The organism is Isoptericola croceus (assembly GCF_029382255.1).
Taxonomy (GTDB): Bacteria; Actinomycetota; Actinomycetes; order Actinomycetales; family Cellulomonadaceae; genus Isoptericola; species Isoptericola croceus.
In genome coordinates this window covers 894,620-920,257 of the sequence record NZ_JARLLG010000001.1, presented here as the reverse complement: position 1 = coordinate 920,257, position 25,638 = coordinate 894,620, and the positions used below count along the sequence as shown (strand labels likewise).

Sequence of the window (25,638 nt, the reverse complement as noted above, 5' to 3'; positions counted from 1 at the left end):
TCACCCCCAGCGGCGCAGTTGACGTGCACTCCGTGGCCCAGGCGGTAGCGTGCCCACGAGGGAACCGCGCCGTCACCGGGGACACAGGTGACACCCAGGGAGCGGTGCCAGCATCACCGTCGCGACATGCGTGACGCGACGTGACCTTCACCCGACGACCAGCAAAGGACCCCCATGTCCCAGGCAACCGCCACAGCGACCGCCGTCGAGGCGACACCGGTGCCACGACTCTTCACCCGGATGTGCGTCGAGGCGTTCGGCACCTTCGTCCTCGTGCTCGGCATCGTCGGCACGGCGACCTTCAACGCCCTCAACGGCGGCCAGATCATCACGGTGGCGCTCGCCGGCGGCATCGCCCTCATCGCCGTGATCGCCGGGCTCGGACACATCTCCGGCGGCCACTTCAACCCGGCGGTGACCTTCGGCCTCACGCTCGCAGGCCGATCGAGCTGGGTGGACCTCGTCCCCTACTGGGTCGCCCAGCTCGTCGGTGCCGCGGCCTGCGGGGCGCTGCTGCTGCTCATCATCCCCGACTCCTTCCCGGGCCTGCTCGGTTCCGCGTCGAAGGGCGAGGTCCTCGCCGCCACCGCCAACGGCTTCGGCGACCACTCTCCGTTGTCTCGGCTCACCCAGGGACAGGCAACGTTCGAGCTTCCGCAGGCCGCGATCGTCGAGGTCCTCATCGCCGTGGTGTTCGTCGGCGTCATCCTCGCGGTGACCAACACGCGTGCCAAGGTCGCCTATGCGCCCGTCGTCATCGGCCTGACCCTCGCAGCGCTGCACATCATCTCGTGGCCCGCCACCAACACCTCGTTCAACCCCGCCCGCTCGCTCGCGTCGGTCGTCTCTCCCGACGCCTGGGCCGAGGGCGGCGTCGGCCGGCAGCTGTGGCTGTTCGCCGTCGCGCCCCTGGTCGGTGCCGCGCTCGCCGCGCTCTTCGCCCGGGCGTTCGCCCCCGTCCCGGAGCTCGCTCCGGTCGACGGCTGGGACGAGCAGCCGGGAACGGCCACCTACCCCGCGGAAGGCACCCTGGAGGAGGTGGCGGAGTCGGCAGCCGCGAAGGCCCTGGGCGACGAGGACGCCGTCCCGACGGCGGTCGTCGAGGAGACCGAGGTCATCGAGGAGACGGAGGTCACCGAGACGGCGGGCGAGCCGGAGCCCCCGACCCGCCCCTGATCTCTCTGTCCAGCCACAGGGCGGCGGCCGACCGGTCGCCGCCCTTCTGGCGTCCGCCGAGAGTCAGACCCCGGGGGCCGTCAGCGCCAGCACACCGATCACGCTCGCGACGGACCAGCACAGGAAGACGTCGAACCCGCGGCTGCGGATGGCCAGGCCCACCGGGCCGGCCGACGCCACCGCTCGCCAGGCTCCGGCGACGGCGAGGGTGCCGGCGATCGCCAGCGAGCCGAGCCGGGCACCGACCGTCATCCCCAGCACCACCGCGACGAGGATGCCGGTCAGCACGACCAGGATCGCCGGCACCGGGCTGCGCGCCGGACGCCCACGGTCGCGCGGGGTGGCATCGACGGCGTGCCAGTGCGGCTGCGCGTGCGCGTCGGCATCAGGGACCACGGCGTCGAGCCTACCTGCCGCCGGACCACCGCCGACCCCGCTAGCGTGGGTCCGTGCCCACCGCCGACTCCGCCACCCCCCGTTCCGTCGTCGTGATCGGGGCCGGCCTCGCCGGGGCACGGACCGTCGCCGCCCTGCGCACGCACGGGTTCGAGGGGCCCGTCACCCTGCTGGGCGACGAGGGCGTGCCTCCGTACGACCGCCCGCCGCTGTCGAAGGAGCTCTTCACGCGCTCCGAGCCGGCGTGGCTGGCCGACGAGCTCGGCGCCGACGTCACGTCGCTCGCCGACACCCGGCTCGCCGCGCGCGCCACTCGCCTGGAGGTGCACGACGCCGGGGTCCACGTCACCACCGACGACGGCGACGTGCAGGCCGACGCCGTGGTGATCGCCGTCGGATCCCGCGCCGTCTCCCCGTGGCCCACCGCCCTCACCCTGCACTCCGCGGCCGACGCCGACCGGTTGCGCGACCGGTTACGGCCCGGCAGCAGGCTCGTCATCGTGGGCGCCGGGTGGGTCGGCGCGGAGGTCGCCGGGGTCGCCGCCGCACGCGACGTCGACGTCACGGTCGTGGAGGCTGCCGCCACTCCGCTCGCGCGGCAGCTCGGCGACATCGGGGTCCGTACCGTGCCCTGGTACTCCGACGCCGGGGTGTCGCTGCGGCTCGCGACCCCCGTCCTGGACGTCGACGCCGGCGGCGTGACCACTGCCGCGGGCCGGCTCGACGCCGACACCGTCCTGGCCGCCGTCGGCGCCCGCCCGGCGACCGCGTGGCTCGGCCTCGACCTGACGGCCGACGGTCGCGTCCCCGTCGATGCCGCAGGCCGGTGGCTCTCCGACGCGCCCTGGGAGACGCGGCGCCGGGTGTGGGCCGTCGGCGACTGCGCGGCCCGCCCGCACCCGGTCTTCGGCGCGGTTCCCGGCGGCCACTGGAGCAGCGCGCTGACGGACCCTGAGGCAAGCGTGCTGGAGATGCTGGGTCGGTCGCAGACACGCCCGACGACGCCGTACGTCTTCTCGCGACAGCTCGGCCACGACCTGGCCTTCTTCGGGGTCCGCCACGGCGACGAGGACGTCGTCGTCCGCCCGCTCGCCTCCGGGTGGGCGGCGCTCTACCTCATGCCGGAGGACGGCCCGCGTCGGGTCCTGCGGGCGGCCGTGGTCGCCGACTCCCCCCGTGACGTGGTGGGCCTGCGCCGCCTGCTGGGTCGGCCGGGCGCGGTCGAGGTAGACCTCGACCGCGCCGTGGACCCGGGGGTGCGCTGGCGGGACCTGGCCCCCTAGTCAGTGCGCGAAGTGGCGCGTCCCGGTGAGGTACATCGTCACGCCCGCCGCCTGTGCGGCCGCGATCACCTCGTCGTCGCGGATCGACCCGCCGGGCTGGACGACAGCTCGCACGCCGGCGGCGAGCAGCACCTGCAGCCCGTCGGCGAACGGGAAGAACGCGTCGGACGCCGCGACGGCGCCACGAGCCCGCTCGATCGGTCCGGACCCGCCGTCGGCGAGCGTGTTCGCCCGCTCGACGGACAGCCGGCAGGAGTCCACGCGGTTCACCTGGCCCATGCCGATACCGACGGCGGCCCCGTCGGTAGCGAGCAGGATCGCGTTGGACTTCGCTGCGCGGACGGCGCGCCAGGCGAACACCAGGTCGGCGAGGGTGGCGTCGTCGGCCGGCTCGCCGGCGGCGAGGGTCCAGGAGGCAGGGTCGTCGCCGGCAGCCTGGAAGCGGTCGACCTCCTGGATCAGCAGTCCGCCCGAGACGGGACGCATCTCGACCGGGAAGCTCGGTGCACCGTCGACGACGAGGAGGCGGATGTTCTTCTTGCCCTTCAGGACCTCGAGCGCGTCGGGCTCGAAGCCCGGCGCCACGACGACCTCGGTGAAGACCGGGGCGATCTGCTCGGCCGCGGCCTTGGTGACGACGCGGTTGGCCGCGATCACGCCACCGAACGCCGAGACCGGGTCGGTCGCGTGGGCCCGGGCGTGCGCCTCGGCGACGTCAGCCCCCACCGCGACGCCGCACGGGTTGGCGTGCTTGATGATCGCGACGGCCGGCCCGTCGTGGTCGTGGGCGGCGCGCCATGCGGCGTCGGCGTCGATGTAGTTGTTGTAGCTCATCGCCTTGCCGTGCAGCTGCGTTGCGCGGGCCAGACCGGACGTGCTGTCGGTGCGCGTGTACAGCGCGGCCTTCTGGTGCGGGTTCTCGCCGTAGCGCAGCACGTCCGCCCGCTCCCACGTGGCGGCGGCGAAGTCCGGCATGAAGCTCTCGGCCGCCGCCTCGTCGGGCGCGTACGCGCTCGCGAACCAGGATGCGACGGCGACGTCGTACTGCGCGGTGTGCGCGAACGCCGCGGCGGCGAGGCGCTTGCGCTGGGCGAAGGTGAAGCCACCGCCTCGCACCGCGGCGACGACGTCGTCGTACCGGGCGGGGTCGACGACGACGGCGACGCTCGGGTGGTTCTTCGCGGCGGCACGGACCATCGACGGGCCGCCGATGTCGATCTGCTCGACGACGGCGTCGGGCGCTGCTCCGGAGGCCACCGTCTCGGCGAAGGGGTAGAGGTTGACCACGACGAGCTCGAACGTGTCGATCTCGAGCTCGGCGAGCTGCCGCAGGTGGTCCTCCTTGCGGGTGTCGGCGAGGATGCCGGCGTGCACGCGGGGGTGCAGCGTCTTGACGCGGCCCTCGAGGCACTCGGGGAAGCCGGTGAGGTCCTCGACCGGGGTCACCGGGACGCCGGCGTCGGCCACGCGCGCCGCCGTGGAGCCGGTGGAGACGAGCTCGACGCCCGCGGTGTGCAGGGCGGTCGCGAGCTCGACGAGGCCGGCCTTGTCGTACACGCTCAGCAGCGCGCGGCGGACGGGACGCTGGGCGTCGTCGGCGAGCTGGACGTCGGGGGACGTGGGGGCTCCGGACATCGTGGTGGTCTCCTCGGGTGGTGGCCTTCGCGGAAACCCTGGCACCCAGGCGGGCGGCGCGCACGGTGGGACCGGCCTGACGTCTCTCGGTCGGACCGGATCGGCCGCTCCCCGGTGGTTGTCCACCTTCGCCAGTCACGACCACGGTCGATCCTACCGGCCAGGCACAACCCACCCCACCGCCTGCCCACCACCGTTGTGGGCGCGAAATCTGGCCCGGTATGCGGGCTTTCGCCCGTTTCTGAACCACAGATTTCCCGCCCACAACAGGTCACGGGGTGGGGAGCGCGTCGTCGGCCCAGGTGTCGGGCCGACCGATCCGACGCAGCGGCCTCGCACACCAGACCCCGACGACGGTCACGGCGAGGAGCGCGGCGAGCACGACCAGGGCGGGCCCGATGCCGAGCAGGGCCAGCAGTCCGCTGCCGACCAGGGGCGCGAGGGGCATCGCGACAGTTCCCGACAGGTCCATCACCGAGGAGAACCTGCCCTGGAGCCGAGGCGGGGTGATCGCCGCGGAGTATCCCGCCATCGCCGCGTTGGCGGCTGGCACGAGCAGCACACCCGCCCCAAGCGCGACGACGTAGCCCCAGAAGCTCTGGTTCGCCGCCATCACGACGGCAGCCACCGCCACGAGGGCGAGCGCGGCCGGCGTCAGCACGCCGACACGAACACTCTTGACCAGCACCGGAGCCAGCACAGCACCGATCAACATCGAGGCACCGACCACGCCGGAGAGCAGGCCGATCCGGGCGGCCGACGTCCCGCCGTCGGCCAGGTCGAGCGTGATCGCCACGAACATGCCGTTGATCGCGATGTTGATGATCGCGAAGAGCCCGATGCACAAGCGGAAGAGCGGGACGGACCCCACATACCGCAGACCTTCGCGCAGTGCGGCGACCGGGTGGGTGCGCCGCGCCTCGGCGGTGTCGGCGTTGAGCGGCTCACGCACCAACCAGGTGCACACCGCCGTGGCGAGGTGCCCTACCGCGGCGGCCAGCAGCGGCACGGCATGGGCGATGCCATAGAGCAGCCCACCGACCGGCCCGGCAACGAGGCCGGCCGCCGCGTCGCGCCCCTGGGACGCCGCGTACGCCCCGGCGAGCTGCTCCTGGGGCACCACGGAACGGAAGGCGCCGGCCACGGCGGGCTCCACGAACGCCGCGGCCACCGAGGAGACGAGCAGGACCCCACCGAGGTGCCAGACGGTGAGCTGACCGGTCGCAGCGGCGACGCCGGCGCTGAGCCAGGCGAGCGTCGCGATGCTCGCCGTGAGGACGATCAGCCGACGCCGGTCGACGCGGTCTGCCACCACCCCGGCCGGGAGCGTCGCCAACAGAGCACCGAGGTGCCCGACGGCGGTGACCACCCCCGCCTCCCACACCGACCCCGTCAGCGACAGCGCGAGGAGGGGCACCGCGAAGACGGCGATCCCGGCACCGAGCGCCTCGGTGGTCAAGCCCGACATGACGAGCAGGTACGACCGGTTGCGCACCAGGCTCGGCGGAGCGGTGGCGGTCGGTGGGTCGGTCGGCACGGGTTCAGCGGGTCGCGTCATGCACGCAAGAGTAGTTGCGCACGCTATGTTGCGCAAGATTCATTGCGCATTGTTTCTTGCTAGCCTCGGCTCATGGACGAGACCTTCCTGGTGCAGAAGCCCGAAGCCCTGAAGGCCATCGCTCACCCCGTGCGTCAGCGCATCCTGCTGCAGCTCGCCGTCATGGGCCACGCCCGCGCGGCCGACCTGGCGACGGCGATCGACGAGCCCGCCAACTCGGTCAGCTTCCACCTGCGCACGCTGGCCAAGGCCGGCATGGTCGTCGAGGCACCGGAGCACGCCCGAGACAAGCGTGACCGCGTCTGGCGAAACGTCGCCTCGTCGTACCAGGTGGACCCGGACACCCCTGGCGCGGCGGCCGAGGCGCTGCGCCCCGCGACGGCATGGCTGCAGGGCCTGATCGGCCGGGCGTCCGCAGGACGGCAGCCCGACGAGGACGGACGACAGCGCCTGCTCCTGGTCAACAACCTCCCGCTCACCACTGCCGAGGCGGAACAGTTCTCCGAAGAGCTCGTCGCCCTCCAGCAACGGTGGACCGAGCGCGCCTTCGAGACGGCCCGCGCGGAACCGGGCGAACCTCGAGAGGTCTACCAGCTCCTGCTGGCTCTGGGGCCTCGCGAGGAGAGCGCGTCGAACTGACCGACCATCAGCCGCCGACGACGGCGCGACGCCCCTCGACGCGCAGCCCTTCGCGTGCCACGCGCCCCACGGTCTCGACGAGCAGCGACCGCTCGGCGACCTTGATGCGCTCGTGCAGGGTCTCCTCGTCGTCGCCGTCCAGCACGGGCACCGCGGTCTGCGCGACGATCGGCCCGGTGTCGACGCCGTCGTCCACGACGTGCACCGTGCAACCGGTGACCCGCACCCCGTACGCCAGCGCGTCGCGCACGCCGTGCGCCCCGGGGAACGACGGCAGCAGCGCCGGGTGGGTGTTGACGACCCGACCCGGGAACCGCGCCAGGAAGGCCGGCGCCAGGATCCGCATGAACCCGGCGAGGACGACGTAGTCGGGCCGGAACACGGCGACCGCCTCGGCCAGCCCGTCGTTCCACGCGTCGCGGTCGGCGAAGTCGGCAAGTGCGACAGCCACGGACGGCACTCCGGCGTCACGGGCCAGCTCCAGCGCCCGGGCCTCCGGCTTGTCGGAGATCACGCCGACCACGCGGGCCCCGTAGGCAGCGTCGTCGTGGGCCGCGAGCAGCGCCGCCAGGTTGGATCCTCCACCGGAGGCGAGAACGACGAGGCGGGCGCCAGGAGCCGGTGCGACGACATGGCCGGAAGGTGTCTGCACGGGCCTACCCTACGTCGCGGTGGCGCCACCACTGAGCCAGGGGGCAGGCCACCAGGACGAGGGCCGCGCCACCACCGATCTCCGCGGCGACCAGGCCCGCGGTCACCCACACGTCGGCGCCCACGACAGAGAGCTCACCGGACCCGGCCGCACCGCCCGCCGCGCCCTGCAGGAGCACCGTCGCCCCGCCGGCGGCGAGGACGACGCCGGCGAGGATCCATGCGACGTCCCGTACCCGCACCAGGCTCGGCTCGAGACGCTGCCACGCGAACCATCCGCCGATCGCCCCGCACGCCACCACGAGCACCGGCGCCCAGACGGTGTACGGCGTCGACCACGCCTCCCCCGGGAGGGTGCCCAGCACCGGCACGGCCGGCAGGGCGCCGGCCTCGGTGACTGCCGGTGAGAAGGCGCTCCCCTGCCCCACGGCGAAGCCCGGCCCGGCGAGCCACGCCGTCGCCCAGACCACGAGGTTGGGTGCCAGAGCCGACTGGGCGAGCATCAGCAGCACGGTGCCGAGCGCGCTCGGTCCGAGCCCGCCGGCGATGAGCGACGCGGTCTCCCGCCCGAGGACCACCCACGTCCCGGCGAGCAGACCACCGAGCCCGACCAGCACGGCGACGCCGACGACGGCGGCACGCATCCCCAGCCGGAGGGTGTCGGGCAGGTAGGGGTTCATCCGGGGTGCGATCCCGGCCAGCAGCGGACCGTCCGGTGCCGAGAACATCCCGAGCGCGAGCCCACCCCCGCCCATGACCACACCGCCGAGGACCGCGGCACCCACCTGGACGGCGACGTCCTGGACACCGCGGGCCGCCGCCGTCCCCCCGGCGACGTCGAGGGCGATCGCCAGGGTCGTGGTGGTGGCCGCATAGGTGACGGTCCCCGCGACCCAGGCGGCCAGCGTCGGTACCGCCGACCGCTTGGCGGCCACGTGCAGGGTGAACAGCACCAGGGCCGTCAGGCCGAGCGGCACGACGGTCACCTCCGCACCGGCCGCGGACAACGGAACCCCGTGGCCGAGCAGCCACAGGCCCGTCGCGACGGCGACGCCCGCGCCGAGCCCGCCGTCGGACCCCGACGCCGACGGCGCGTCCAGGACCGCGACCACCGCGAGCAGCGCGACGACCGTGTACGACAGGCCGATCGACTGAGCCGCGGCCCACACCCCGCTCGAGCCGAGCGCGAACAGCTCACGCACGCGGCCCCGCGCGGGCTCCTCGACGACGCGTGCGGTCTGGGTGCGGGGTGCTGCGCTCACGGCCTCATCGTCCCCCGCAGACCGGGCACCGTCGTCGTCCCACGCCGGATGCTGCCTCGGCGCACCCACCGTGCCCGGGACGACGACGCCCGCCCGGTCCGGAGGTCCGGACGGGCGGGCGTCGTGCTGTGCTGTGCTCAGACGGTCTGCAGGATCTCCCGCATGAGGGTGGCGGTCTCGGACGGCGTCTTGCCGACCTTCACGCCGACGGCCTCGAGGGCCTCCTTCTTCGCCTGCGCGGTGCCGGCCGAGCCGGACACGATCGCACCGGCGTGACCCATCGTCTTGCCCTCGGGGGCGGTGAAGCCCGCGACGTAGCCGACGACCGGCTTGGTGACGTGCTCGGCGATGTAGGCCGCGGCGCGCTCCTCGGCGTCGCCGCCGATCTCGCCGATCATGACGATCGCCTTGGTCTCCGGGTCGTTCTCGAAGGCCTCGAGCGCGTCGATGTGCGTGGTGCCGACGATCGGGTCGCCGCCGATGCCGATGGCCGTGGAGAACCCGAGGTCCTTCAGCTCGTACATCATCTGGTAGGTCAGCGTGCCCGACTTCGACACGAGGCCGATCGGCCCCTTGCCGGTGATGGTGTGGGGCGTGATGCCGGCGAGCGACTCGCCCGGCGTGATGATGCCCGGGCAGTTCGGGCCGATCATGCGGGTCGACTTGCCCTGCAGGTAGGCCCAGACCTCGGCCGTGTCCTGCACCGGCACGCCCTCGGTGATGACCACGATCAGCGGCATGTCGGCGTCGATGGCCTCGATCGCCGCGTCCTTGGTGAAGGCCGGCGGGACGAACAGCACGGAGACGTTGGCACCGGTCTCGGCCATCGCCTCCTTGACGGTGCCGAAGACAGGCAGGGTGACGTCGTTGCCCTCGTGGTCCTTGTGCTCGACGGTGGTGCCGGCCTTGCGGGCGTTGACGCCGCCCACGATCTGCGCGCCCGAGTCCAGCATCAGGGCGGTGTGCTTGGCACCCATCCCGCCGGTGATGCCCTGGACGATGATCTTCGAGTCGGAGTTGAGATAGATCGACATGGCTCTTGGTGTCTCTTTCGAAGTCGTCTCGGGAGCGATCAGGCGGCCGCGGCGGCCTTGGCGGCGGCTGTGTCGGCGCCGCCGTCCATGGTGTCGGCCAGGGTCACCAGCGGGTGCGCGGCGTCGGCGAGGATCTGGCGTCCGAGCGCGACGTTGTTGCCGTCGAGGCGCACGACCAGGGGCTTGGTGGCCTCGTCGCCGAGGATCTCCAGCGCGCCGACGATGCCCTTCGCGACCTCGTCGCAGGCGGTGATGCCGCCGAAGACGTTGACGAACACCGACTTGACCTGCGGGTCGTGCAGGATCACGTCGAGCCCGTTGGCCATCACCTGGGCGTTGGCGCCACCGCCGATGTCGAGGAAGTTGGCGGGCTTGACCCCGCCGTGCTCCTCACCGGCGTAGGCGACGACGTCGAGCGTGCTCATGACGAGGCCCGCGCCGTTGCCGATGATGCCGACCTCGCCGTCGAGCTTGACGTAGTTGAGGCCGTTCGCCTTGGCCTTGGCCTCGAGGGGGTCGGTCGACTCCTTGTCCTCGAGCGCCTCGTGGTCCGGGTGCCGGACCTCCGAGGCGTTCTCGTCGAGGGTGACCTTGCCGTCGAGGGCGATGATCGCGCCGTCCTCGGTGCGGACCAGCGGGTTCACCTCGACCAGGGTGGCGTCCTCGGCGGTGAACACGGTCCACAGCTTGAGGATCGCGTCGGCGACGGGCGCCTTGAGCTCGTCGGCGAAGCCGGCGGCGTCGACGATCTCGGCAGCCTTCGCCTCGTCGATGCCGACGATCGGGTCGACGGCGACCTTGGCGAGCGCCTCCGGGCGCTCGACGGCGAGCTGCTCGATCTCCACGCCGCCCTCGACGGAGCACATCGCCAGGTAGTTGCGGTTCGAGCGGTCGAGCAGCACCGAGAAGTAGAACTCCTCGGCGATCTTCGCGCCGGCCGCCACCATCACGCGGTGGACCGTGTGGCCCTTGATGTCCATGCCGAGGATCTCCTCGGCCTTCTGCGCGGCCTCGTCGGGCGAGTGTGCCAGCTTGACACCGCCGGCCTTGCCGCGGCCGCCGGTCTTGACCTGGGCCTTGACGACGACAGTTCCGCCGCCGAGCTTCTCTGCACCTGCGCGAGCTTCTTCGGGCGTCGTCGCGACGACGCCTCCCAGCACGGGCACGCCGTGCTTCTCGAAGATGTCGCGAGCCTGGTATTCGAACAGGTCCACCCTGCTGCGTCCTTCCATCGGTGTGTGCCCCTGGGTCGGCAGAGGCCGGCCTGAGCGATGTCTCGACGTCAAGACATCTCGTCCAGAGTAGCCCTCTCCACCTCTCGAGCGGTACGCCCGAGGACGAATCCCGAGAGGACCGTGACGGATTCCACACGTCGCACTGTCGACGCGACCGTCAACCAGGGTTGACAACTCGTGGATCTGTCAACCAAGGTTGACACATGACCGAACAGACGCTCGTCGCCTCGGCGTCCGGCGACGACCCCACCCGTGGACTCCGAGCCGTGCGCTCCCTGCGCGAGCTCGCCGACCGGCTCGAGACGCTGCAGGTCCAGCGCGCCCGCGAGCTCGGCTGGTCGTGGCAGGAGATCGCCGACCAGCTCGGAGTCACCAAGCAGGCGGTCAACAAGAAGCACCGGAGGTAGGCGATGTTCGAGAAGTTCAGCAAGGAATCCCGGGCCGCCGTCGTGGCGGCACAGACGGTGGCGCGCGAGGCCGGTTCGGCGTCGATCGACACCCGCCACGTCCTCGTGGCGCTCGCCAGCACCCCCGGACCGGCCGCGGACGCCCTGCGGCGCTCCGGGCTCGACCCGGCCGATGTCGCCGAAGCGCTGCGCGCCGACCTTCGCTCGGGCGGGATCGACGCGGAGGCGCTCGCGGCGCTCGGTGTCGACCTGGAGGCGGTGCGCCGCGAGACCGACGCCGTCTTCGGCGCCGGCGCCCTCGACCGCGCCGGCCGCAAGGCGCGCAAGGGCCACATCCCCTTCACCCCGGACGCCAAGAAGGCGCTCGAGCTCGCCCTGCGCGAGGCGGTCCGGCTGCAGGACAAGACCATCGACGGACGGCACGTGCTGCTCGGCATCCTGCGTGCCGACTGCACGGGAGGCCGGGCGCTGGAGCGAGCCCTGCACGATGCGGGCTACGACGTCGCCACGCTGCGCACCGCCGTCGAGGAGCAGCACCGGGCCGTCTGACGGCACCCGCGCCACCTCACCGCGGCAGCCGGGGGACCGCGGTCAGAGCTTGGTGACCGGGGTGAAGCGCAGCAGCAGACGCTTGGTGCCGTCGGCCCCGAAGTCGATCTTCGCCACCGCGTTGTGCCCGGCACCCTCGAGCGACACCACCGTGCCGAGCCCGTAGGCGTCGTGGGTCACCCGGTCCCCCACGCTCAACGACGGGATGTCGGCGTCCCGGCGCGGCGTCGCGGACCCGAAGCTCGCCGTCCCGCTCGGCCGCGCACCCGTGCCCGACGACGGCGCACCCGTACGGGCCGACCGGATCACGTCGGCACGTCGCTCGCCCGACGACAGCCCGGTCGACCGGCCGGCCCGCGGCCCGCCGTGCCCGCCACCCCAGGCCGACCCGCCGCGCCGCAGGGCCTGCGTGGCGGACTCGGCCCGCCGCCAGTCCCACAGCTCGTCCGGGATCTCGTCGAGGAACCGGCTGGGCGGGAACTCGTTCGCCATGCCCCACGCGGACCGGGTGCCCGCCCGGGAGATGTACAGACGCTCCCGCGCCCGGGTGATCCCCACGTAGGCGAGACGACGCTCCTCGGACAGCTCGCCGTCGTCGTGCAGGGACCGCATGTGCGGGAACGTGCCGTCCTCCATACCGGTGAGGAACACCACGGGGAACTCCAGGCCCTTCGCGGTGTGCAGCGTCATCAGCGTGACGACCCCCGGGTCCTCCTGGGGAGCCTCGTCGTGCTCGTGCTCGGCGCCCCCGTCCGCGACGTCCTCGTCAGGGATCTGGTCCGCGTCGGCCACCAGGGACACCCGTTCCAGGAAGTCGGTCAGGTCGCCCTCCGGGTCGAGCTCGGTGAACTCGGCCGCGACGGCGTGCAGCTCCGCCAGGTTCTCCACCCGGGTCGCGTCCTGAGGATCGTCGCTCGCCCGGAGCTCGGCCAGGTATCCGGTGCGGTCCAGGACCGCACCGAGGACCTCGGCCGGCGTGGCGCCGTCGTCCACCAGGGCACGCAGCTCACCCATCATCGCGGCGAACACCCGCAACGGCTTGAGCGAGCGCGTGGTCATGCCGGGGATCTCGTCGACACGGTCCAGCGCCGCGCCGAAGGAGATCCGCTCCGCGTCCGCGAACCCGGCGACGAGCGACTCCGCGCGGTCGCCCAGGCCACGCTTGGGCACGTTGAGCACGCGCCGCAGGCTGACGTCGTCGTCCGGGTTGGCCAGCGCTCGCAGGTACGCGACGGCGTCCTTGACCTCCTTGCGCTCGTAGAAGCGGGTGCCGCCGACCACCTTGTACGGCAGCCCGACGCGGATCAGCACCTCCTCCAGCGCCCGGGACTGGGCGTTGGTGCGGTAGAAGATCGCGACGTCGCCGGGCCGCACGCCCTCGCTGTCCCCGAGGCGGTCGATCTCCTGGGCGACGAACCGTGCCTCGTGGTGCTCGTCGTCGGCGACGTAGCCGACGATCTTCGCCCCGGACCCGGCATCCGTCCACAACCGCTTCGGCTTGCGTCCCGGGTTGCGCGCGATGACCTCGTTGGCCGCCGTCAGGATGTTCTGGGTGGACCGGTAGTTCTGCTCGAGCAGGATCGTCCGGGCGTTGGGATAGTCCTTCTCGAACTCCTCGATGTTGCGGATCGTGGCACCGCGGAAGGCATAGATCGACTGGTCCGCGTCGCCCACGACGGTGAGCTCGGCCGGGTCCAGCCCGGTCTCCTCGTCCTCCCCACCGACGCCGCCGGCCACGCCGGTCTCGTCGGGCGCCCCGCCTGCGGGGCTCGCAAGCTCACTCCTCGCGGGGACGCCGGTGAGCTCGCGCACCAGCACGTACTGCGCGTGGTTCGTGTCCTGGTACTCGTCGACCATGATGTGCCGGAACCGGCGGCGGTAGTGCTCGGCCACCGCGGGGAACGCCTGGAGCAGGTTGACCGTCGTGGCGATGATGTCGTCGAAGTCGAGGGCGTTCGCCTGCGCCAGGCGCGCCTGGTAACGGCGGTAGACGTCCGCGAGCACGGCGACGAACTCGGCCGCGCCGGCGTCGGCGAGCCCACCACCCGCCAGGGCCCGCTCTCGCCAACCGTCGGGGGTGGCGTCGCTGCCCGACTGCTCGGCGTACGTGTCCGGGTCGATCAGCTCGTTCTTCAGGTCGCTGATCTTGTGCGCCAACGAGCGCGCCGGGTACTTCTTGGTGTCTAGGTCGAGCTCGCGGCACACGAGCGTGATGAGCCGCTGGGAGTCCGCCGCGTCGTAGATCGAGAAGCTCGACCGCAGCCCGAGGGTCTTCGCCTCCCGCCGCAGGATGCGGACGCAGGCGGAGTGGAACGTGGAGACCCACATCCGGCTCGCCGCCGGCCCCACGAGCTGGCCCACACGCTCACGCATCTCCGCGGCGGCCTTGTTCGTGAAGGTGATCGCCAGGATCTGGCCCGGGTGGGCGCGTCGCGTCGCGAGCAGGTGGGCGATCCGGTGCGTCAGCACCCGCGTCTTGCCCGAGCCCGCACCGGCCACGATGAGCAGCGGCGACCCGGCGTGCACGACGGCGGCACGCTGGTTCGGGTTGAGCCCGTCCAGCAGGGCGTCGGCGACCTCGTTTCCCTCCGGCTCGCGGGGCTCCTCCCGGCCGGCCGCAGGCTGCGCCCACTCCGGGGCGCCGTCGTCGTCCCACCGCGGGGCGGTCCGGGGCAGGCGGGCGGTGTCGTCGGACGGCGGTGCGTCGAAGCCGGGCAGCGAGAGGCTGTCGAAGAGAGAGGTCATCGTGGACCAAGCGTAGGCGCCGGGGCCGACAGGACGGGACCTCAGCGCGCCGCCGCGGCGGCACTCCGCTACTGTCGCGCCATGGATCCCGTGGTCCGCGGCACCGACCTGCTGCGGAACCCCGCGCGCCTGGTCAACCCCTCCACGGTGGGCGGTGCGGTCGCCGTCGGCATCGGCCTCGTCCTGGTGCTGGTCCCGGCGATCTCGCTCGGCCTGACGGAGACCGTCGTGGGCATCGGGCTGCTCGTCTCGGGCGGCAACGACCTGTGGAACGTGGTGCGGCGTCGCCGGGCTCGTGTGACGACCCGCGCCGTGGGCGTCCTGCGAGGGCTGGCATCCGTCGCGCTCGCGGTCGTCTTCCTGTTCACCGGGCGGGACGCGCTCACCACGACGCTCGTCCTCGGTGGCGCCTACCTGCTGTTCCGCAGCCTGGTGTCCCTCGTGCTCGCCGTGCTCGGCCGGGACCGGACCCGGCGCGCGCCGCGCCTCGCGAGCGGTGGGGTGGGGCTCCTGCTCGCGGTGCTCGTGATCGCCGCGCCGGAGATCATCGCGGACTGGTTCACCGTCATGCTCGGCCTGGCGGCGCTCGGCGGCGGAGCCGTCGCCCTGGCCCACGGCTACCGCGTGGCGGCCGGCACCGTGGCGACCCCGGAGGGCATGTACCCCTCGCTCACCGAGATCCTCTGGTCGTGGGTGGAGCACGTCGACGTCGGGACCGAGCGCCGCACCCGGCTGGCCGATCAGCTCTACCTGGAACGACCCGAGCTGGCGGCGAAGCAGGCGGCGTGGTGGGTGATGCTGGTGCTGAGCGTGTGCATCGCCACCCTCGCCGTGCTGCAGGACTCCACGGCGGTGGTCATCGGCGCGATGCTCGTCGCACCGCTGATGACCCCGATCCTGGGGCTCGCCGCCGCCGTGGTCAGTGGCTGGGCCCGGCGGGCGGTCGGCTCCCTGGTGCTCATCGTGGCCGGGGCCACGGTCGCCGTGGCCATCGCGTTCGTCATCAGCTCCTGGGTGCCCGCGGTGGTCCCGTTCGACACGAACAGCCAGATCAGCTCGCGCGTGAACCCGACGCTCCTCGACATGCTGGTGGCGGTGGCCGCCGGAGCGGCCGGGGCGTTCGCCACCGTCGACCGCCGCGTCGCGCCGTCGATCGCCGGGGTGGCGATCGCCGTCGCCCTGGTGCCACCGCTGGCCGTGGTCGGGGTCGCGCTGGGCGCGTCGCGGCCGGGAGACGCCGCGGGCGCCCTGCTGCTGTTCTCGACGAACTTCGTCTCGATCGTCCTGTCGGCCTCGGTGGTCTTCGTCCTGGCGGGACTGACCAACGCGCAGCGCCTGCGCCGCGACGGCCGACGGGTGCTGCTCACCCTGACGCCGTTCGCCGCGGCCGCGCTGCTCATCCTCATCCCACTCCTGCTGACCACCGACGGGCTGCTCAGCAAGTCCGCGGACGGGCGCGCGGCACACTCGGCGGTGCACGAGTGGCTCGGCAGGGACTCGACCCTCAGCCCGACGAACGTGACCGTCGGTGACGCCACGGTGACGGTCGAGCTGGCAGGACCGTCGGACGACCTCCCCCCGCTCGAGGACCTGCAGGCGGCGCTCAAGGACGCGCTGGACGGCGGCTACGCCGTCGAGGTGGCCGTGACACCGGTGGTGACCCAGCACCTGCCGGCGTCCGAGTGACGGCCGTCAGACGTCGAGGGGCTTCTCCCACACCGAGACGTGCGAGGTGCTCTCGGCCGTGAAGGGCGACCGGTCCCAGCCGCTCCACCGGTCACGCAGCCGCAAGCCGGCGATCCGCGCCATGAGGTCCAGCTCGGTTGGCCACGCGTAGCGGAACGGGACGCGCAGCACCCGACCGACGCCGTCGTCGACGGTGACGTGGACGGACTCGAGGCGCTGGGTGGCGACGTCGTACCGGTCGAAGCCGACGTAGCCGCCGCCCGCACCCGTCTCGACGCGGAAGGGCACGGTGTCCTGGCCCGGGGGCAGCCGACGCAGGTCCGGCACACCGACCTCCACCAGGAAGCAACCGCCGGGGCGCAGGTGGACGGCGGCGTTGACGAAGCACGCCACCTGCGCGTCCTGGGTGGTGAGGTTCCCGATGGTGTTGAACGCGAGGTAGGCCAGCGAGAACTCGCCCGGCACCCGCACCGTGGTCATGTCGCCGATCGTGACCTGCACGCCGTCGGCCCCTGGCTTGCCCGCGATCCGCCGGGCCATCGCCCGGCTCAGCTCGATTCCGCACACGGGGACGCCGCGGGCCGCGAGGGGTGCGGCGAGGCGGCCGGTGCCGACGGCGAGCTCGAGCGCAGGGCCGTCGCCGGCGAGCTCGGCGAGCACGCCCACCGTGCGAGCGATGGTCCGGGGGTCGAACTCGTCGTCGTCGGAGCTGTCATACCTGGCCGCGACGGACTCACCGAACCAGCCGTCGTCAGGGTCGTCGGTCGTCATGAGCCCGAGGCTAGGACGGCCGGCGCAGTGCGGTCACGTCCTTTGCGAGGTCAGCGCCGCAGGCGCATGGGCACGTGCGGGATGTCGTCCTCCAGGTACTCGGGCCCGTCGACGGCGAACCCGAACGTCCCGTACCAGCCGGCCAGCGGTGCCTGGGCCCCGAGCACGACGTCCGTCTCGGGTGCGGCGGCCGACGCCGCGGCGAGGGCCGCGCGCATCAGCTCGCCCGACGCGCCGGTCCCCCGCACGTCCGGGTGGCACACGACCCGGCCGATGCGCCGGACGTCGCCGTCGTCGAGCACCCGGGCGGTGCCCACGACCCGGTCCCCGTCCAGGAGGACGACGTGCCGCGTGCCCGACTCCAGGTCACGACCGTCGAGGTCTGGGTAGGGGCAGTCCTGCTCGACGACGAACACGTCCTGGCGCAGCCGCCAGATCCCGTAGGCGGTGCGGTTCTCGAGCGCCTCGAAGGGCCGGGTGAGGGTGTGCACGGCGCCATGATCACACGCGAGTCACGTGACGAAGAGCCCGACGACCCAGATGACGGTCGCCGTCAGTCCGCCGAGGAGCTGGATGCCGATGGTGATGGCGGTCGCCTGCAGTGCCGCGATCGTCGCGCGCCACGCCGCCCGCACGTCCCGCCGGCGCAGGTACTCCATCACCAGCACCGCAAGGATGAAGAACAGGAACAGCCCCACCACGGGGACGACGAAGAACCCGACGATGCCGGCGAGCCCGCCGACGGCGAGGGTCGACCAGGGCACCTCGGCACGCCGCATGTGCCGCCCGGCCAGCAACCACTGACAGGTCTCCGCGATGGCGATCACCAGCGCCGCGACGGCGAAGCACACCCACGCCGTGGTCCCGCCCGTGACCCAGGCCCACACCAGCACGGATCCGAGGACGAGGGCGTTGCCCGGCAGGATCTGGACGACGATGCCGACGAGCCCCACGGCGATCGCGAGGCCGACGAGGACCTCTCCGAGGACGCTCACCGCCTGCGATCACCCGGGACGAGCGCCGTCGTCGTGCCTCGGGCGGTCACCAGAAGACGGCGACGACGATGTTGACCAGCGTCAGGGCGCCGATCGCGTGCTTGAGGCCGGGGCTGACCGCGCCCGTGCCGTTGTCCGCCTTGCTCCCCTGCCGCTTGGCGGCGAACGCCAGGATCGCGATGACGAGGGCGACGGACAGCTTCACGCCGATCTTCGCCATCGACGGCCCGCCGTCTGCCCACAGGTCGCCCATCTCCGCGATCCCGACCATGAGGACCCCGGCGACGAGGGCCGTCGCCGCGCCGTGGAAGACCCCGCGGTAGAGACCAGGGCTGCGCAGGGAGGCCAGGTAGCCGCCGAGCACGATCGCCCACCCGACGAAGTGCAGCACCGTGAAGACGTTGTAGAGAAATTCCATGCCGCCAGCCTATCCGCGCAGTCTCGTCCCTTCTGTCGTCTCAACGTGTGACACGTGTCCCAGCATGCGGACCGGGGGTTTCGCGAGATGGTCCCCCCGGGTTAGATTCCTCGGCATGACCACGGCTGCGCCCCACCTCCTCACGACCACCCGTCGTGAGATGTCGGCGCGCCCCAGCCTGCGCATGCGCATGTGCAGCTGTCAGTGCTCCTGTCGCTGATCGCGCCCCACCTCAGCCCCCACCGCACCTGCGGACCCTGAGCATCGGCGCGCGCCGTCGGTCTCGGCCCACCCCTGCTGAGCCATCGTCGTCGCGCGTCCCGCCCCCCGAGGACCCGAGGAACCCCCCAGGATGACGACGCAGACCACCCCCGCCGCGCAGGCCACCACCGACGCTCCTGCCCGCCCGGCGCGTGCCGCGCGCCCGAACGGCCAGTGGAAGATCGACGGCAAGACCCCGCTGAACCACAACGAGGAGTTCAAGCAGGAGTCCGACTCGCTCGCCGTGCGTGAGCGGATCGAGAGCATCTACGCCCACGAGGGCTTCGACTCCATCCCCGGCGACGACCTGCACGGGCGTTTCCGCTGGTGGGGGCTCTACACGCAGCGCAAGCCCGGGATCGACGGCGGCCGCACCGCCACGCTCGAGCCGCACGAGCTCGAGGACCGCTACTTCATGCTCCGCGTCCGCACCGACGGACAGGCTCTCGACGCGAACGCCCTGCGCGTGCTCGGCGAGATCTCGACCGACTTCGCCCGGGGCAGCGCCGACATCACCGACCGGCAGAACATCCAGTACCACTGGATCGAGGTCGAGAGCATGCCGGAGATCTGGCGGCGCCTCGACGCCGTGAACCTCGAGACGACGACGGCGTGCGGTGACTCGCCGCGCCCGTTCCTCGGCAGCCCGGTGGCCGGCGTCGCGGCGGACGAGATCATCGACCCGACGCCCGTGATCCTCGAGATCAAGAAGCGCTACATCGGCGACTCGGAGCTGGCGAACCTCCCCCGCAAGTTCAAGACCGCGATCACGGGGCACCCGAGCCTGGACGTCGTGCACGAGATCAACGACATCTCGCTCGTCGGTGTCCGCCACCCCGAGCTGGGCGCGGGCTTCGACCTGTGGGTCGGCGGCGGGCTGTCGACGAACCCCCGGCTCGGCGAACGCCTCGGGGTCTTCGTGACCGCCGAGCAGGCGCCCGACGTCTGGCACGGGGTGGTCCGGATCTTCCGTGACTACGGGTACCGGCGCCTGCGGAACAAGGCACGCCTGAAGTTCCTGCTCAAGGACTGGGGCACCGAGAAGTTCAGGGAAGTCCTCCAGAACGAGTACCTCGGCTACGAGCTCCCTGACGGGCCCCCGCCCGCACCCGCTACCCGCCCGGGCGACCACGTGGGCGTCCACGAGCAGAAGGACGGCCGGTTCTACGTCGGCGCCGCTCCCGTCGTCGGCCGCGTCGGTGGCGGCACGCTGACCGGCCTCGCCGACCTGCTCGAGAAGGTCGGCGCGGAGGCCGCCCGGCTGACCGCCCACCAGAAGGTCGTCATCCTCGGCGTCCCGGCCGACCGCGTGGACGAGCTGGTCGCGGGACTGGACCCGCTCGGCCTGACAGCCCGGCCCAGCCTGTTCCGACGATCGACCATCGCCTGCACCGGCATCGAGTACTGCAAGCTGGCGATCGTGGAGACCAAGGACACGGCGGCCCGGGTCATCGGTGAGCTCGAGGACCGGCTCGGCGACGTCGAGGCCCGCCTGGGCCGACCGATCTCCCTCAACGTCAACGGCTGCCCGAACTCGTGCGCCCGGATCCAGACGGCGGACATCGGCCTCAAGGGCCAGATCATCACCGTCGACGGCGAACAGGTGCCCGGGTTCCAGGTGCACCTGGGCGGTGGCCTCGTCGAGCAGGGGCGCGACACCGCCGAGCTGGGCCGCACGGTGCGTGGGCTCAAGGTGCCGTCCACCGACCTGGCCGACTACGTCGAGCGCGTCGTGCGCCGCTACGAGTCGGACCGCGACGGCACCGAGTCGTTCGCCCAGTGGGCGCACCGGGCCGACGAGGAGGCACTGCAGTGACGGCCGTCTCCGTCGCCCTCGGGGTGGGGCCGAACGCCACCGGCGCTCCCGCAGGGGCCAGCTCCTCGTTGGCCGGTGCCGCTGCGGCGGCCAAGCGCCGTGCCGCCGAACGGGAGCAGTCCCGGGCCCGACGGCGCGCGCGCGTCGACGGACGGGAGCGGCGGCGTCGCTCCGACGCCGAGCTGTCGCAGATCGCCGCCCGCGGCCGTCGCGAGCTGGGCGGGTCCGGGATCGGCTCGCCGGACGAGGCGTCGGCGCACGACGTCATCGCCTGGGCCGTCGAGCAGTTCGGCGACTCCCTCGCCGTCGCGTCCTCGATGACCGACTCGGTGCTGTCCGCGCTGGTCAGCGAGCAGCTGCCGTGGGTCGACGTCCTCTTCGGCGACACCGGCTACCACTTCGCCGAGACGCTGGGCACCCGTGACGCCGTCGCGCACTCGCTCGACGTGACGATCGTGGACGTCCGCCCGCGCCTGAGCGTCGCCGAGCAGGCCGAGGCGTACGGGCCGGACCTGTTCGCCCGGGACCCCGAGGCCTGCTGCCGCATCCGCAAGGTCGAGCCCATGCGCGACATCCTCACCGGGTACGAGGCCTGGGCCACGGGTGTGCGCCGGGCCGACTCCGGCTCGCGCGCCTCGGCCGAGCTCGTCTCGTGGGACGCGTCGAACAACCTGGTGAAGATCAACCCGATCGCCGCCTGGTCCGACGACGAGCTCGTCGGGTACGCGCTGGCCCGCGGGCTGACGGTGAACCCGTTGCTGAACGACGGCTACCCGTCGATCGGCTGCGAGCCCTGCACCCGTCGTGTCGCCCCGGGGGAGGACGCGCGCGCCGGCCGCTGGGCGGGCGCCGACAAGTCCGAGTGCGGCCTGCACATCTGAACCTGCGAGGATCAGCCCTGTGAGCGACCTCTACCCCCTCGGCCTGCGCGTGCGCGGCCGGCTCGTCGTCGTGGTCGGCGGCGGGCCGGTCGCCACGCGCCGGGTGCGAGGCCTGCTCGACGCCGGCGCCCGGGTGCGCGTCGTGTCCCCCGGCCTGAGCGACGAGCTTGCCGGGCTCGTCGCGGGCGGTGGCGTCGAGCACCTCGCGCGCGCCTACGCCGCAGGTGACCTCGACGGGGCCTGGCTCGTGCACAGCGCGACCGGCGTGCCAGCGGTGGACACCGCCGTGGCACGCGACGCGGAGACGTCACGCACGTTCTGCGTCGTCGCCGCCGACGCAGCGGCCGCGTCGGCCTGGGTACCCGCCGTCACCGCGCTGGCAGGAGAGCAGGTCGTGGTCGCCGTGCACGCCGGCCGCGACCCGCGCCGCGCGATGCGCCTGCGCGACGGCATCGCTGCCGCACTGGAGGCCGGCGAGCTCCCGCTGCGGCGGGTCCGTACCCGGCCCGACGACTCTCGGGGCCCCCGCGAGGGCCCGCAGCGCAGCGAGGATGCCTCGTGGGGTGAGGGCGGCGGCACGCGCACGGGTCGCGTCGCTCTGGTGGGCGGTGGGCCCGGCGACCCGGGGCTGGTCACCGGCCGAGGGCGCCGACTCCTGGCGAGTGCCGACGTCGTCGTCGTGGACCGGCTGGGGCCTCGGTCGCTGCTGGGCACCCTGGCGGACGACGTGGAGGTGATCGACGTCGGCAAGACCGCGGGCAACCACCCGGTGCCGCAGGAACGCATCAACGAGCTGCTGGTGGAGCACGCCCTCGCGGGCCGCGACGTCGTGCGGCTCAAGGGCGGCGACCCGTACGTGTTCGGCCGCGGCGGCGAGGAGCTCGCTGTCTGCCGGGCCGCCGGGATCGAGGTCGAGGTGGTGCCGGGTGTCACGTCCGCCGTCTCCGTCCCGGCCGCCGCTGGCATCCCTGTGACGCACCGCGGTGTGGCTGCCGGGTTCAGCGTGCTGACCGCCCACGAGGCGGTGGCCCACGTCCCGGCGGGCACGGACCACACCCTCGTGCTCCTCATGGGCGTGACACGGCTGGCGCGGACCGCCGAGGCCCTCGTCGCCTCCGGGCGGCCGGCGTCCACCCCCGTGGCCGTGGTCGAGGACGGCTACGGCCCCCGCCAGCGCGCGACGTTCGGCACGCTGGCCGACATCGCCGAACGCGCCGCTGCGGCCGAGGTGCGCCCGCCGGCGGTCACCGTGGTGGGCGACGTCGTGCGCCTCGCCCCCGGCTGGGATGCTCACACCACCGACGACGAGTCCGTGAGCAAGCCGTGACGCATCGTCACGCACCCGTCATCCCGGCGTTCGATCCGGCGCGTAGCGTGGCAGGCATGGCCGCACCGACCCTCCTCGCGATCTCGCACGGCACCTCGTCGCCCGTGGGCGCCGGAGCCGTCGCCACCCTGGCCGACGCCGTCGCCGCACGGCTCGAGCACGAGGCGCCCGTGCACGCCGGGTTCGTCGACGTCCAGCAGCCTGACGTGCCGACCTGCCTCGACGCGCTCCGCGAGGAGCGCACGGTGATCGTGCCGCTGCTGCTCTCCGCCGGCTTCCACGTCCACGTCGACCTGCGCGAGGACGTCGACAAGGCACGCGCGGAGGGGATCGACGTGACGCTCGGCGGCGCGCTCGGTCCCGACCCCCGGCTCGTCGACCTGCTCGAGCACCGGCTGACCGAGGCGGGCCTGGCCGACGGCGACGTCGTCGTGCTGGCCGCCGCCGGCTCGTCCGACGCGCGCGCCGTCGCCGACTGCGAGCGCACCGGCGAGCTGCTCGCCGCGCGCACCGGGCACCCGGTGAGCGTGGGCTACATCGCCAACGCCACCCCGCGGGTGCCCGACGTCGTCACGTCCGTGCGCGCGGAGCACCCGGGCGCGCGGGTGGTCACCGCGAGCTACCTCCTCGCCCCCGGCTACTTCCAGGCCCTGGCCGAACGGGCCGGCGGCGACGTCACCACCGGACCGCTGCTCCTGCCCGGCGCCGAGGCTCCCGACGAGCTGGTCGACGTCGTGGTCGAGCGCTACCGCGCCGCGCTCTGACCGCCGCCTACTGCGGGGTGAGCACCAGGTCGAGACCGACTGCCCGAGGCTGGCTGGCTGATTGGTCTGGTCACCTTGACCAGACCAGGTCATCCCAGCACACTGAGTTCATGACCACCGTGAACATCCAGGAGGCGAAGACGCACCTCTCCCGGCTGATCGCACGCGCACAGCACGGTGAAGACATCGTCGTTGCGCGGGCCGGCAAGCCGGCCGTCCGGCTCACCCCGGTCGAGCCGGTCGCCGAGCGGACATTCGGCGCAGTCCCGCTCGTGCTACCCGATGAGTTCTTCTTCGCCGCGCTCGACGACGAGGAGCTCGCCGCGTGGGAGTGACCTACCTGCTCGACACACACACCTTCGTCTGGCTGCTGGGATCTCCCGACCGACTCTCAGACGACCTCCGCGCGACGCTCGCCACTACCGAGAACCGACTGCTCGTCTCGGCCGTCTCCGCGATGGAGATCGCCACCAAGGTCCGCCTGGGAAAGTTGGACGACGCCGCCGCACTCGTCGACGCCTGGGAACGCCGGGTCGACGACCTCGACGCCGAGCCCCTTGACCTCACGACGGCTCATGCGCTCCATGCCGGGTCGATGAGATGGGGCCACCGCGACCCGTTCGACCGACTCCTCGCGGCGCAAGCGATGATCGAGAACATCGCACTCGTCACCGCAGATCCGGCGTTCGCGACCCTGAAGAGCCTCCGCACCATATGGTGAAGCACCTCCGGGAAGCCTCGTGAAAACTGCGCTACCAAACGTTCGAGACTGGTGGCGACGGCGGCCGTACCGGCTCCTGTGCAAGCACGGATTCTCAACCGACGAGCTGCAGGACATTCCTCTGGAGGACCTCAGACGGCTCTGGAGCTGGTGGCACACCTCGGGAATTCTTGGGTTCCTTGCCGGAATGTATTCTGTTGTCGCTATATTGATTACCTACGTCGCCTTGGCGCAGAACTTATCCGTCCACTGGGGCCTACTCCTAGGAACCGCCCTTGCCCTGCTCGTTGTTCCTGTCTGGGCATTCGTCCTCGGGCTCTCACTGGACCAGAAATCGGCCCGTAGTGCTGACCAGTTTCACCAGTTCGGGGTCCAGTGCCGGCTTGCAGCCGACGTAGGAAAGATGAAGCCGGGGACGTTGCAGTCCAGGGAGCTCCTCGCCGGACGGTCAGCGACTCTGGCACATTTTGCCGAAGCATCTGGTGCCGATTGCTCAGGTCCCATCGATGCCATGCACCGGATCGCAGATCGCGAGTCTCTCGACCGCGACGCCCTGGAGCATTTCGCTAGACTTGCACGAACGTGTGCCCTCAGCACCATCCGTGGCGAGGTCGTGAACTCCACGGTGGGAGAAAACTACCTGAAGAAGGTACTGCACTGGAAGAGCGACTCTTCGACCAGCAAGAGATGGGAGAGCCTCCTTCCTTCCTTGACAGCCGTCGTCGGTCTCGTCGGAGCTTTCATCGCGACAGGGAAACTGCTGCTCGACGTGTCGGCCTGATCGGGAGCCCCGCGGTCAGAGCAGCCGGCGTGCCGCCGCCCAGCGCGTCAGCTCGTTGCGGTTGGACAGCTGCAGCTTGCGCAGCACCGCCGAGACGTGGGTCTCGACCGTCTTGACGGAGATGAACAGGTCGCCCCCGACCTCGCGGTAGGTGTATCCGCGCGCGATCAGTCGCATGACCTCCTGCTCTCGCTTCGAGAGCCGGTCGAGCTCGTCGTCGGCGACCGCGACGTCCCCCGCGGCGGTTCCGAACGCGTCCAGGACGAACCCTGCCAGCCGCGGCGAGAAGACCGCGTCGCCCCCGGCCACGCGCACGACCGCCGCCGACAGGTCGGCCGCCGAGATGTTCTTGGTCACGTAGCCCCGCGCGCCCGCACGGATCACCGAGACGACGTCCTCGGCCGCGTCCGACACCGACAGCGCGAGGAACCGCGTGCCGCCCAGCAGGTCCGCGCACCGGCGCACCACCTCGGCCCCACCACCGCCGTTGCCGCCGGGCAGGTGCACGTCGAGCAGGACGACGGGCGGCGTCTCGGCGTGGACGACGGCGACCGCCTCGTCGACGTCGGCGGCCTCCCCGACGACGCGGACCCGGCCGTCGAGGCTGGCCCGCACCCCGGTGCGGAACATGTGGTGGTCGTCGACCA

At 72.4% G+C, this 25,638-nt stretch carries 26 protein-coding genes; 13 read left to right on the top strand and 13 right to left on the bottom strand.

The features are described from left to right. Window positions 1-174: 174 nt before the first annotated feature. Window positions 175-1,176, top strand: a complete 1,002-nt coding sequence (locus tag PZC42_RS04345; protein ID WP_277208767.1) for an aquaporin — start codon at window positions 175-177, stop codon at window positions 1,174-1,176. A gap of 63 nt (window positions 1,177-1,239) precedes the next feature. Here the strand turns inward: PZC42_RS04345 and PZC42_RS04340 are convergent, their stop codons facing one another. Next, on the bottom strand, window positions 1,240-1,572 hold the full coding sequence (locus tag PZC42_RS04340; RefSeq protein WP_277208765.1) for a DUF3017 domain-containing protein: 333 nt from the start codon (window positions 1,570-1,572) through the stop codon (window positions 1,240-1,242). Between the two features lie 53 nt (window positions 1,573-1,625). Here PZC42_RS04340 and PZC42_RS04335 point away from each other — a divergent pair, with 53 nt between their 5' ends. Beyond that, window positions 1,626-2,855, top strand: a complete 1,230-nt coding sequence (locus tag PZC42_RS04335; protein ID WP_277208763.1) for an NAD(P)/FAD-dependent oxidoreductase — start codon at window positions 1,626-1,628, stop codon at window positions 2,853-2,855. Here PZC42_RS04335 and purH read toward each other — a convergent pair whose 3' ends face one another. Beyond that, complete coding sequence (purH, locus tag PZC42_RS04330; protein ID WP_277208761.1) at window positions 2,856-4,490, bottom strand: bifunctional phosphoribosylaminoimidazolecarboxamide formyltransferase/IMP cyclohydrolase; 1,635 nt, start codon at window positions 4,488-4,490, stop codon at window positions 2,856-2,858. It abuts the gene before it with no gap. 271 nt (window positions 4,491-4,761) lie between these two features. Then, window positions 4,762-6,048: an MFS transporter gene (locus tag PZC42_RS04325; protein WP_277208759.1), complete on the bottom strand. Its 1,287-nt coding sequence runs from the start codon at window positions 6,046-6,048 to the stop codon at window positions 4,762-4,764. A gap of 72 nt (window positions 6,049-6,120) precedes the next feature. Here PZC42_RS04325 and PZC42_RS04320 point away from each other — a divergent pair, with 72 nt between their 5' ends. After that, complete coding sequence (locus PZC42_RS04320; RefSeq protein WP_277208757.1) at window positions 6,121-6,687, top strand: ArsR/SmtB family transcription factor; 567 nt, start codon at window positions 6,121-6,123, stop codon at window positions 6,685-6,687. Window positions 6,688-6,694: 7 nt separating this feature from the next. Here the strand turns inward: PZC42_RS04320 and purN are convergent, their stop codons facing one another. The 4 genes from purN to sucC form a co-directional block, all read right to left on the bottom strand. Continuing rightward, window positions 6,695-7,339, bottom strand: a complete 645-nt coding sequence (gene purN, locus PZC42_RS04315; RefSeq protein ID WP_277208755.1) for a phosphoribosylglycinamide formyltransferase — start codon at window positions 7,337-7,339, stop codon at window positions 6,695-6,697. A gap of 4 nt (window positions 7,340-7,343) precedes the next feature. After that, entirely contained in the window at window positions 7,344-8,600 is a 1,257-nt protein-coding gene (locus PZC42_RS04310) for a cell division protein PerM (RefSeq protein WP_277208753.1), read from the bottom strand. A gap of 137 nt (window positions 8,601-8,737) precedes the next feature. Next, complete coding sequence (gene sucD / locus PZC42_RS04305; protein ID WP_277208752.1) at window positions 8,738-9,634, bottom strand: succinate--CoA ligase subunit alpha; 897 nt, start codon at window positions 9,632-9,634, stop codon at window positions 8,738-8,740. Between the two features lie 38 nt (window positions 9,635-9,672). Further along, window positions 9,673-10,848, bottom strand: a complete 1,176-nt coding sequence (gene sucC, locus PZC42_RS04300) for an ADP-forming succinate--CoA ligase subunit beta (RefSeq protein ID WP_277208751.1) — start codon at window positions 10,846-10,848, stop codon at window positions 9,673-9,675. A gap of 224 nt (window positions 10,849-11,072) precedes the next feature. Between sucC and PZC42_RS04295 the strand changes: the two genes are divergently transcribed. After that, a complete protein-coding gene (locus PZC42_RS04295) occupies window positions 11,073-11,276 on the top strand; it encodes an RNA polymerase subunit sigma-70 (RefSeq protein ID WP_277208750.1) in 204 nt (67 codons plus the stop codon). A 3-nt stretch (window positions 11,277-11,279) separates the two neighbouring features. Next, window positions 11,280-11,825 carry a Clp protease N-terminal domain-containing protein gene (locus PZC42_RS04290; RefSeq protein WP_277208748.1) on the top strand — a complete coding sequence of 182 codons (546 nt, stop codon included), beginning with the start codon at window positions 11,280-11,282 and terminating at the stop codon, window positions 11,823-11,825. 42 nt (window positions 11,826-11,867) lie between these two features. Here the strand turns inward: PZC42_RS04290 and PZC42_RS04285 are convergent, their stop codons facing one another. Continuing rightward, window positions 11,868-14,570, bottom strand: a complete 2,703-nt coding sequence (locus PZC42_RS04285; RefSeq protein ID WP_277208746.1) for a UvrD-helicase domain-containing protein — start codon at window positions 14,568-14,570, stop codon at window positions 11,868-11,870. Window positions 14,571-14,651: 81 nt separating this feature from the next. Between PZC42_RS04285 and PZC42_RS04280 the strand changes: the two genes are divergently transcribed. After that, on the top strand, window positions 14,652-16,256 hold the full coding sequence (locus tag PZC42_RS04280; RefSeq protein ID WP_277208744.1) for a DUF389 domain-containing protein: 1,605 nt from the start codon (window positions 14,652-14,654) through the stop codon (window positions 16,254-16,256). Window positions 16,257-16,262: 6 nt separating this feature from the next. Here PZC42_RS04280 and PZC42_RS04275 read toward each other — a convergent pair whose 3' ends face one another. From PZC42_RS04275 to PZC42_RS04260, 4 genes are read right to left on the bottom strand one after another with little or no spacing between them, the layout of a single operon-like run. Continuing rightward, window positions 16,263-17,027, bottom strand: a complete 765-nt coding sequence (locus PZC42_RS04275) for a class I SAM-dependent DNA methyltransferase (protein ID WP_277208742.1) — start codon at window positions 17,025-17,027, stop codon at window positions 16,263-16,265. A gap of 50 nt (window positions 17,028-17,077) precedes the next feature. Then, the gene (locus PZC42_RS04270; RefSeq protein WP_277208741.1) at window positions 17,078-17,518 is read right to left on the bottom strand and encodes a GNAT family N-acetyltransferase; all 441 of its coding nucleotides are present in this window, start codon (window positions 17,516-17,518) and stop codon (window positions 17,078-17,080) included. Window positions 17,519-17,539: 21 nt separating this feature from the next. Next, window positions 17,540-18,022 (bottom strand): DUF456 domain-containing protein, encoded by a 483-nt coding sequence (locus PZC42_RS04265; protein WP_277208739.1) that lies wholly within the window; start codon window positions 18,020-18,022, stop codon window positions 17,540-17,542. Window positions 18,023-18,068: 46 nt separating this feature from the next. Continuing rightward, complete coding sequence (locus PZC42_RS04260) at window positions 18,069-18,440, bottom strand: hypothetical protein (RefSeq protein WP_277208738.1); 372 nt, start codon at window positions 18,438-18,440, stop codon at window positions 18,069-18,071. Window positions 18,441-18,792: 352 nt separating this feature from the next. Here PZC42_RS04260 and PZC42_RS04255 point away from each other — a divergent pair, with 352 nt between their 5' ends. The 7 genes from PZC42_RS04255 (at window position 18,793) to PZC42_RS04225 (ending at window position 24,991) form a co-directional block, all read left to right on the top strand. Further along, window positions 18,793-20,517, top strand: coding sequence for a nitrite/sulfite reductase (locus tag PZC42_RS04255; protein ID WP_277208737.1), 1,725 nt, complete (start codon window positions 18,793-18,795; stop codon window positions 20,515-20,517). Continuing rightward, complete coding sequence (locus PZC42_RS04250; protein WP_277208735.1) at window positions 20,514-21,398, top strand: phosphoadenylyl-sulfate reductase; 885 nt, start codon at window positions 20,514-20,516, stop codon at window positions 21,396-21,398. The genes PZC42_RS04255 and PZC42_RS04250 overlap by 4 nt, the downstream gene beginning before the upstream one ends. A 19-nt stretch (window positions 21,399-21,417) precedes the next feature. Beyond that, window positions 21,418-22,725, top strand: a complete 1,308-nt coding sequence (gene cobA, locus PZC42_RS04245; protein ID WP_277208733.1) for a uroporphyrinogen-III C-methyltransferase — start codon at window positions 21,418-21,420, stop codon at window positions 22,723-22,725. Between the two features lie 56 nt (window positions 22,726-22,781). After that, a complete protein-coding gene (locus tag PZC42_RS04240; protein ID WP_277208730.1) occupies window positions 22,782-23,489 on the top strand; it encodes a sirohydrochlorin chelatase in 708 nt (235 codons plus the stop codon). A 110-nt stretch (window positions 23,490-23,599) separates the two neighbouring features. Next, window positions 23,600-23,824, top strand: coding sequence for a type II toxin-antitoxin system Phd/YefM family antitoxin (locus PZC42_RS04235; RefSeq protein WP_277208728.1), 225 nt, complete (start codon window positions 23,600-23,602; stop codon window positions 23,822-23,824). After that, entirely contained in the window at window positions 23,815-24,210 is a 396-nt protein-coding gene (locus tag PZC42_RS04230) for a type II toxin-antitoxin system VapC family toxin (RefSeq protein ID WP_277208725.1), read from the top strand. Before PZC42_RS04235 ends, PZC42_RS04230 begins: the two co-directional genes overlap by 10 nt. A gap of 19 nt (window positions 24,211-24,229) precedes the next feature. Then, window positions 24,230-24,991: a hypothetical protein gene (locus PZC42_RS04225; protein ID WP_277208723.1), complete on the top strand. Its 762-nt coding sequence runs from the start codon at window positions 24,230-24,232 to the stop codon at window positions 24,989-24,991. A 15-nt stretch (window positions 24,992-25,006) separates the two neighbouring features. Here PZC42_RS04225 and PZC42_RS04220 read toward each other — a convergent pair whose 3' ends face one another. Next, on the bottom strand, window positions 25,007-25,621 hold the full coding sequence (locus PZC42_RS04220) for a LuxR C-terminal-related transcriptional regulator (RefSeq protein WP_277209283.1): 615 nt from the start codon (window positions 25,619-25,621) through the stop codon (window positions 25,007-25,009). Window positions 25,622-25,638 lie beyond the last annotated feature (17 nt).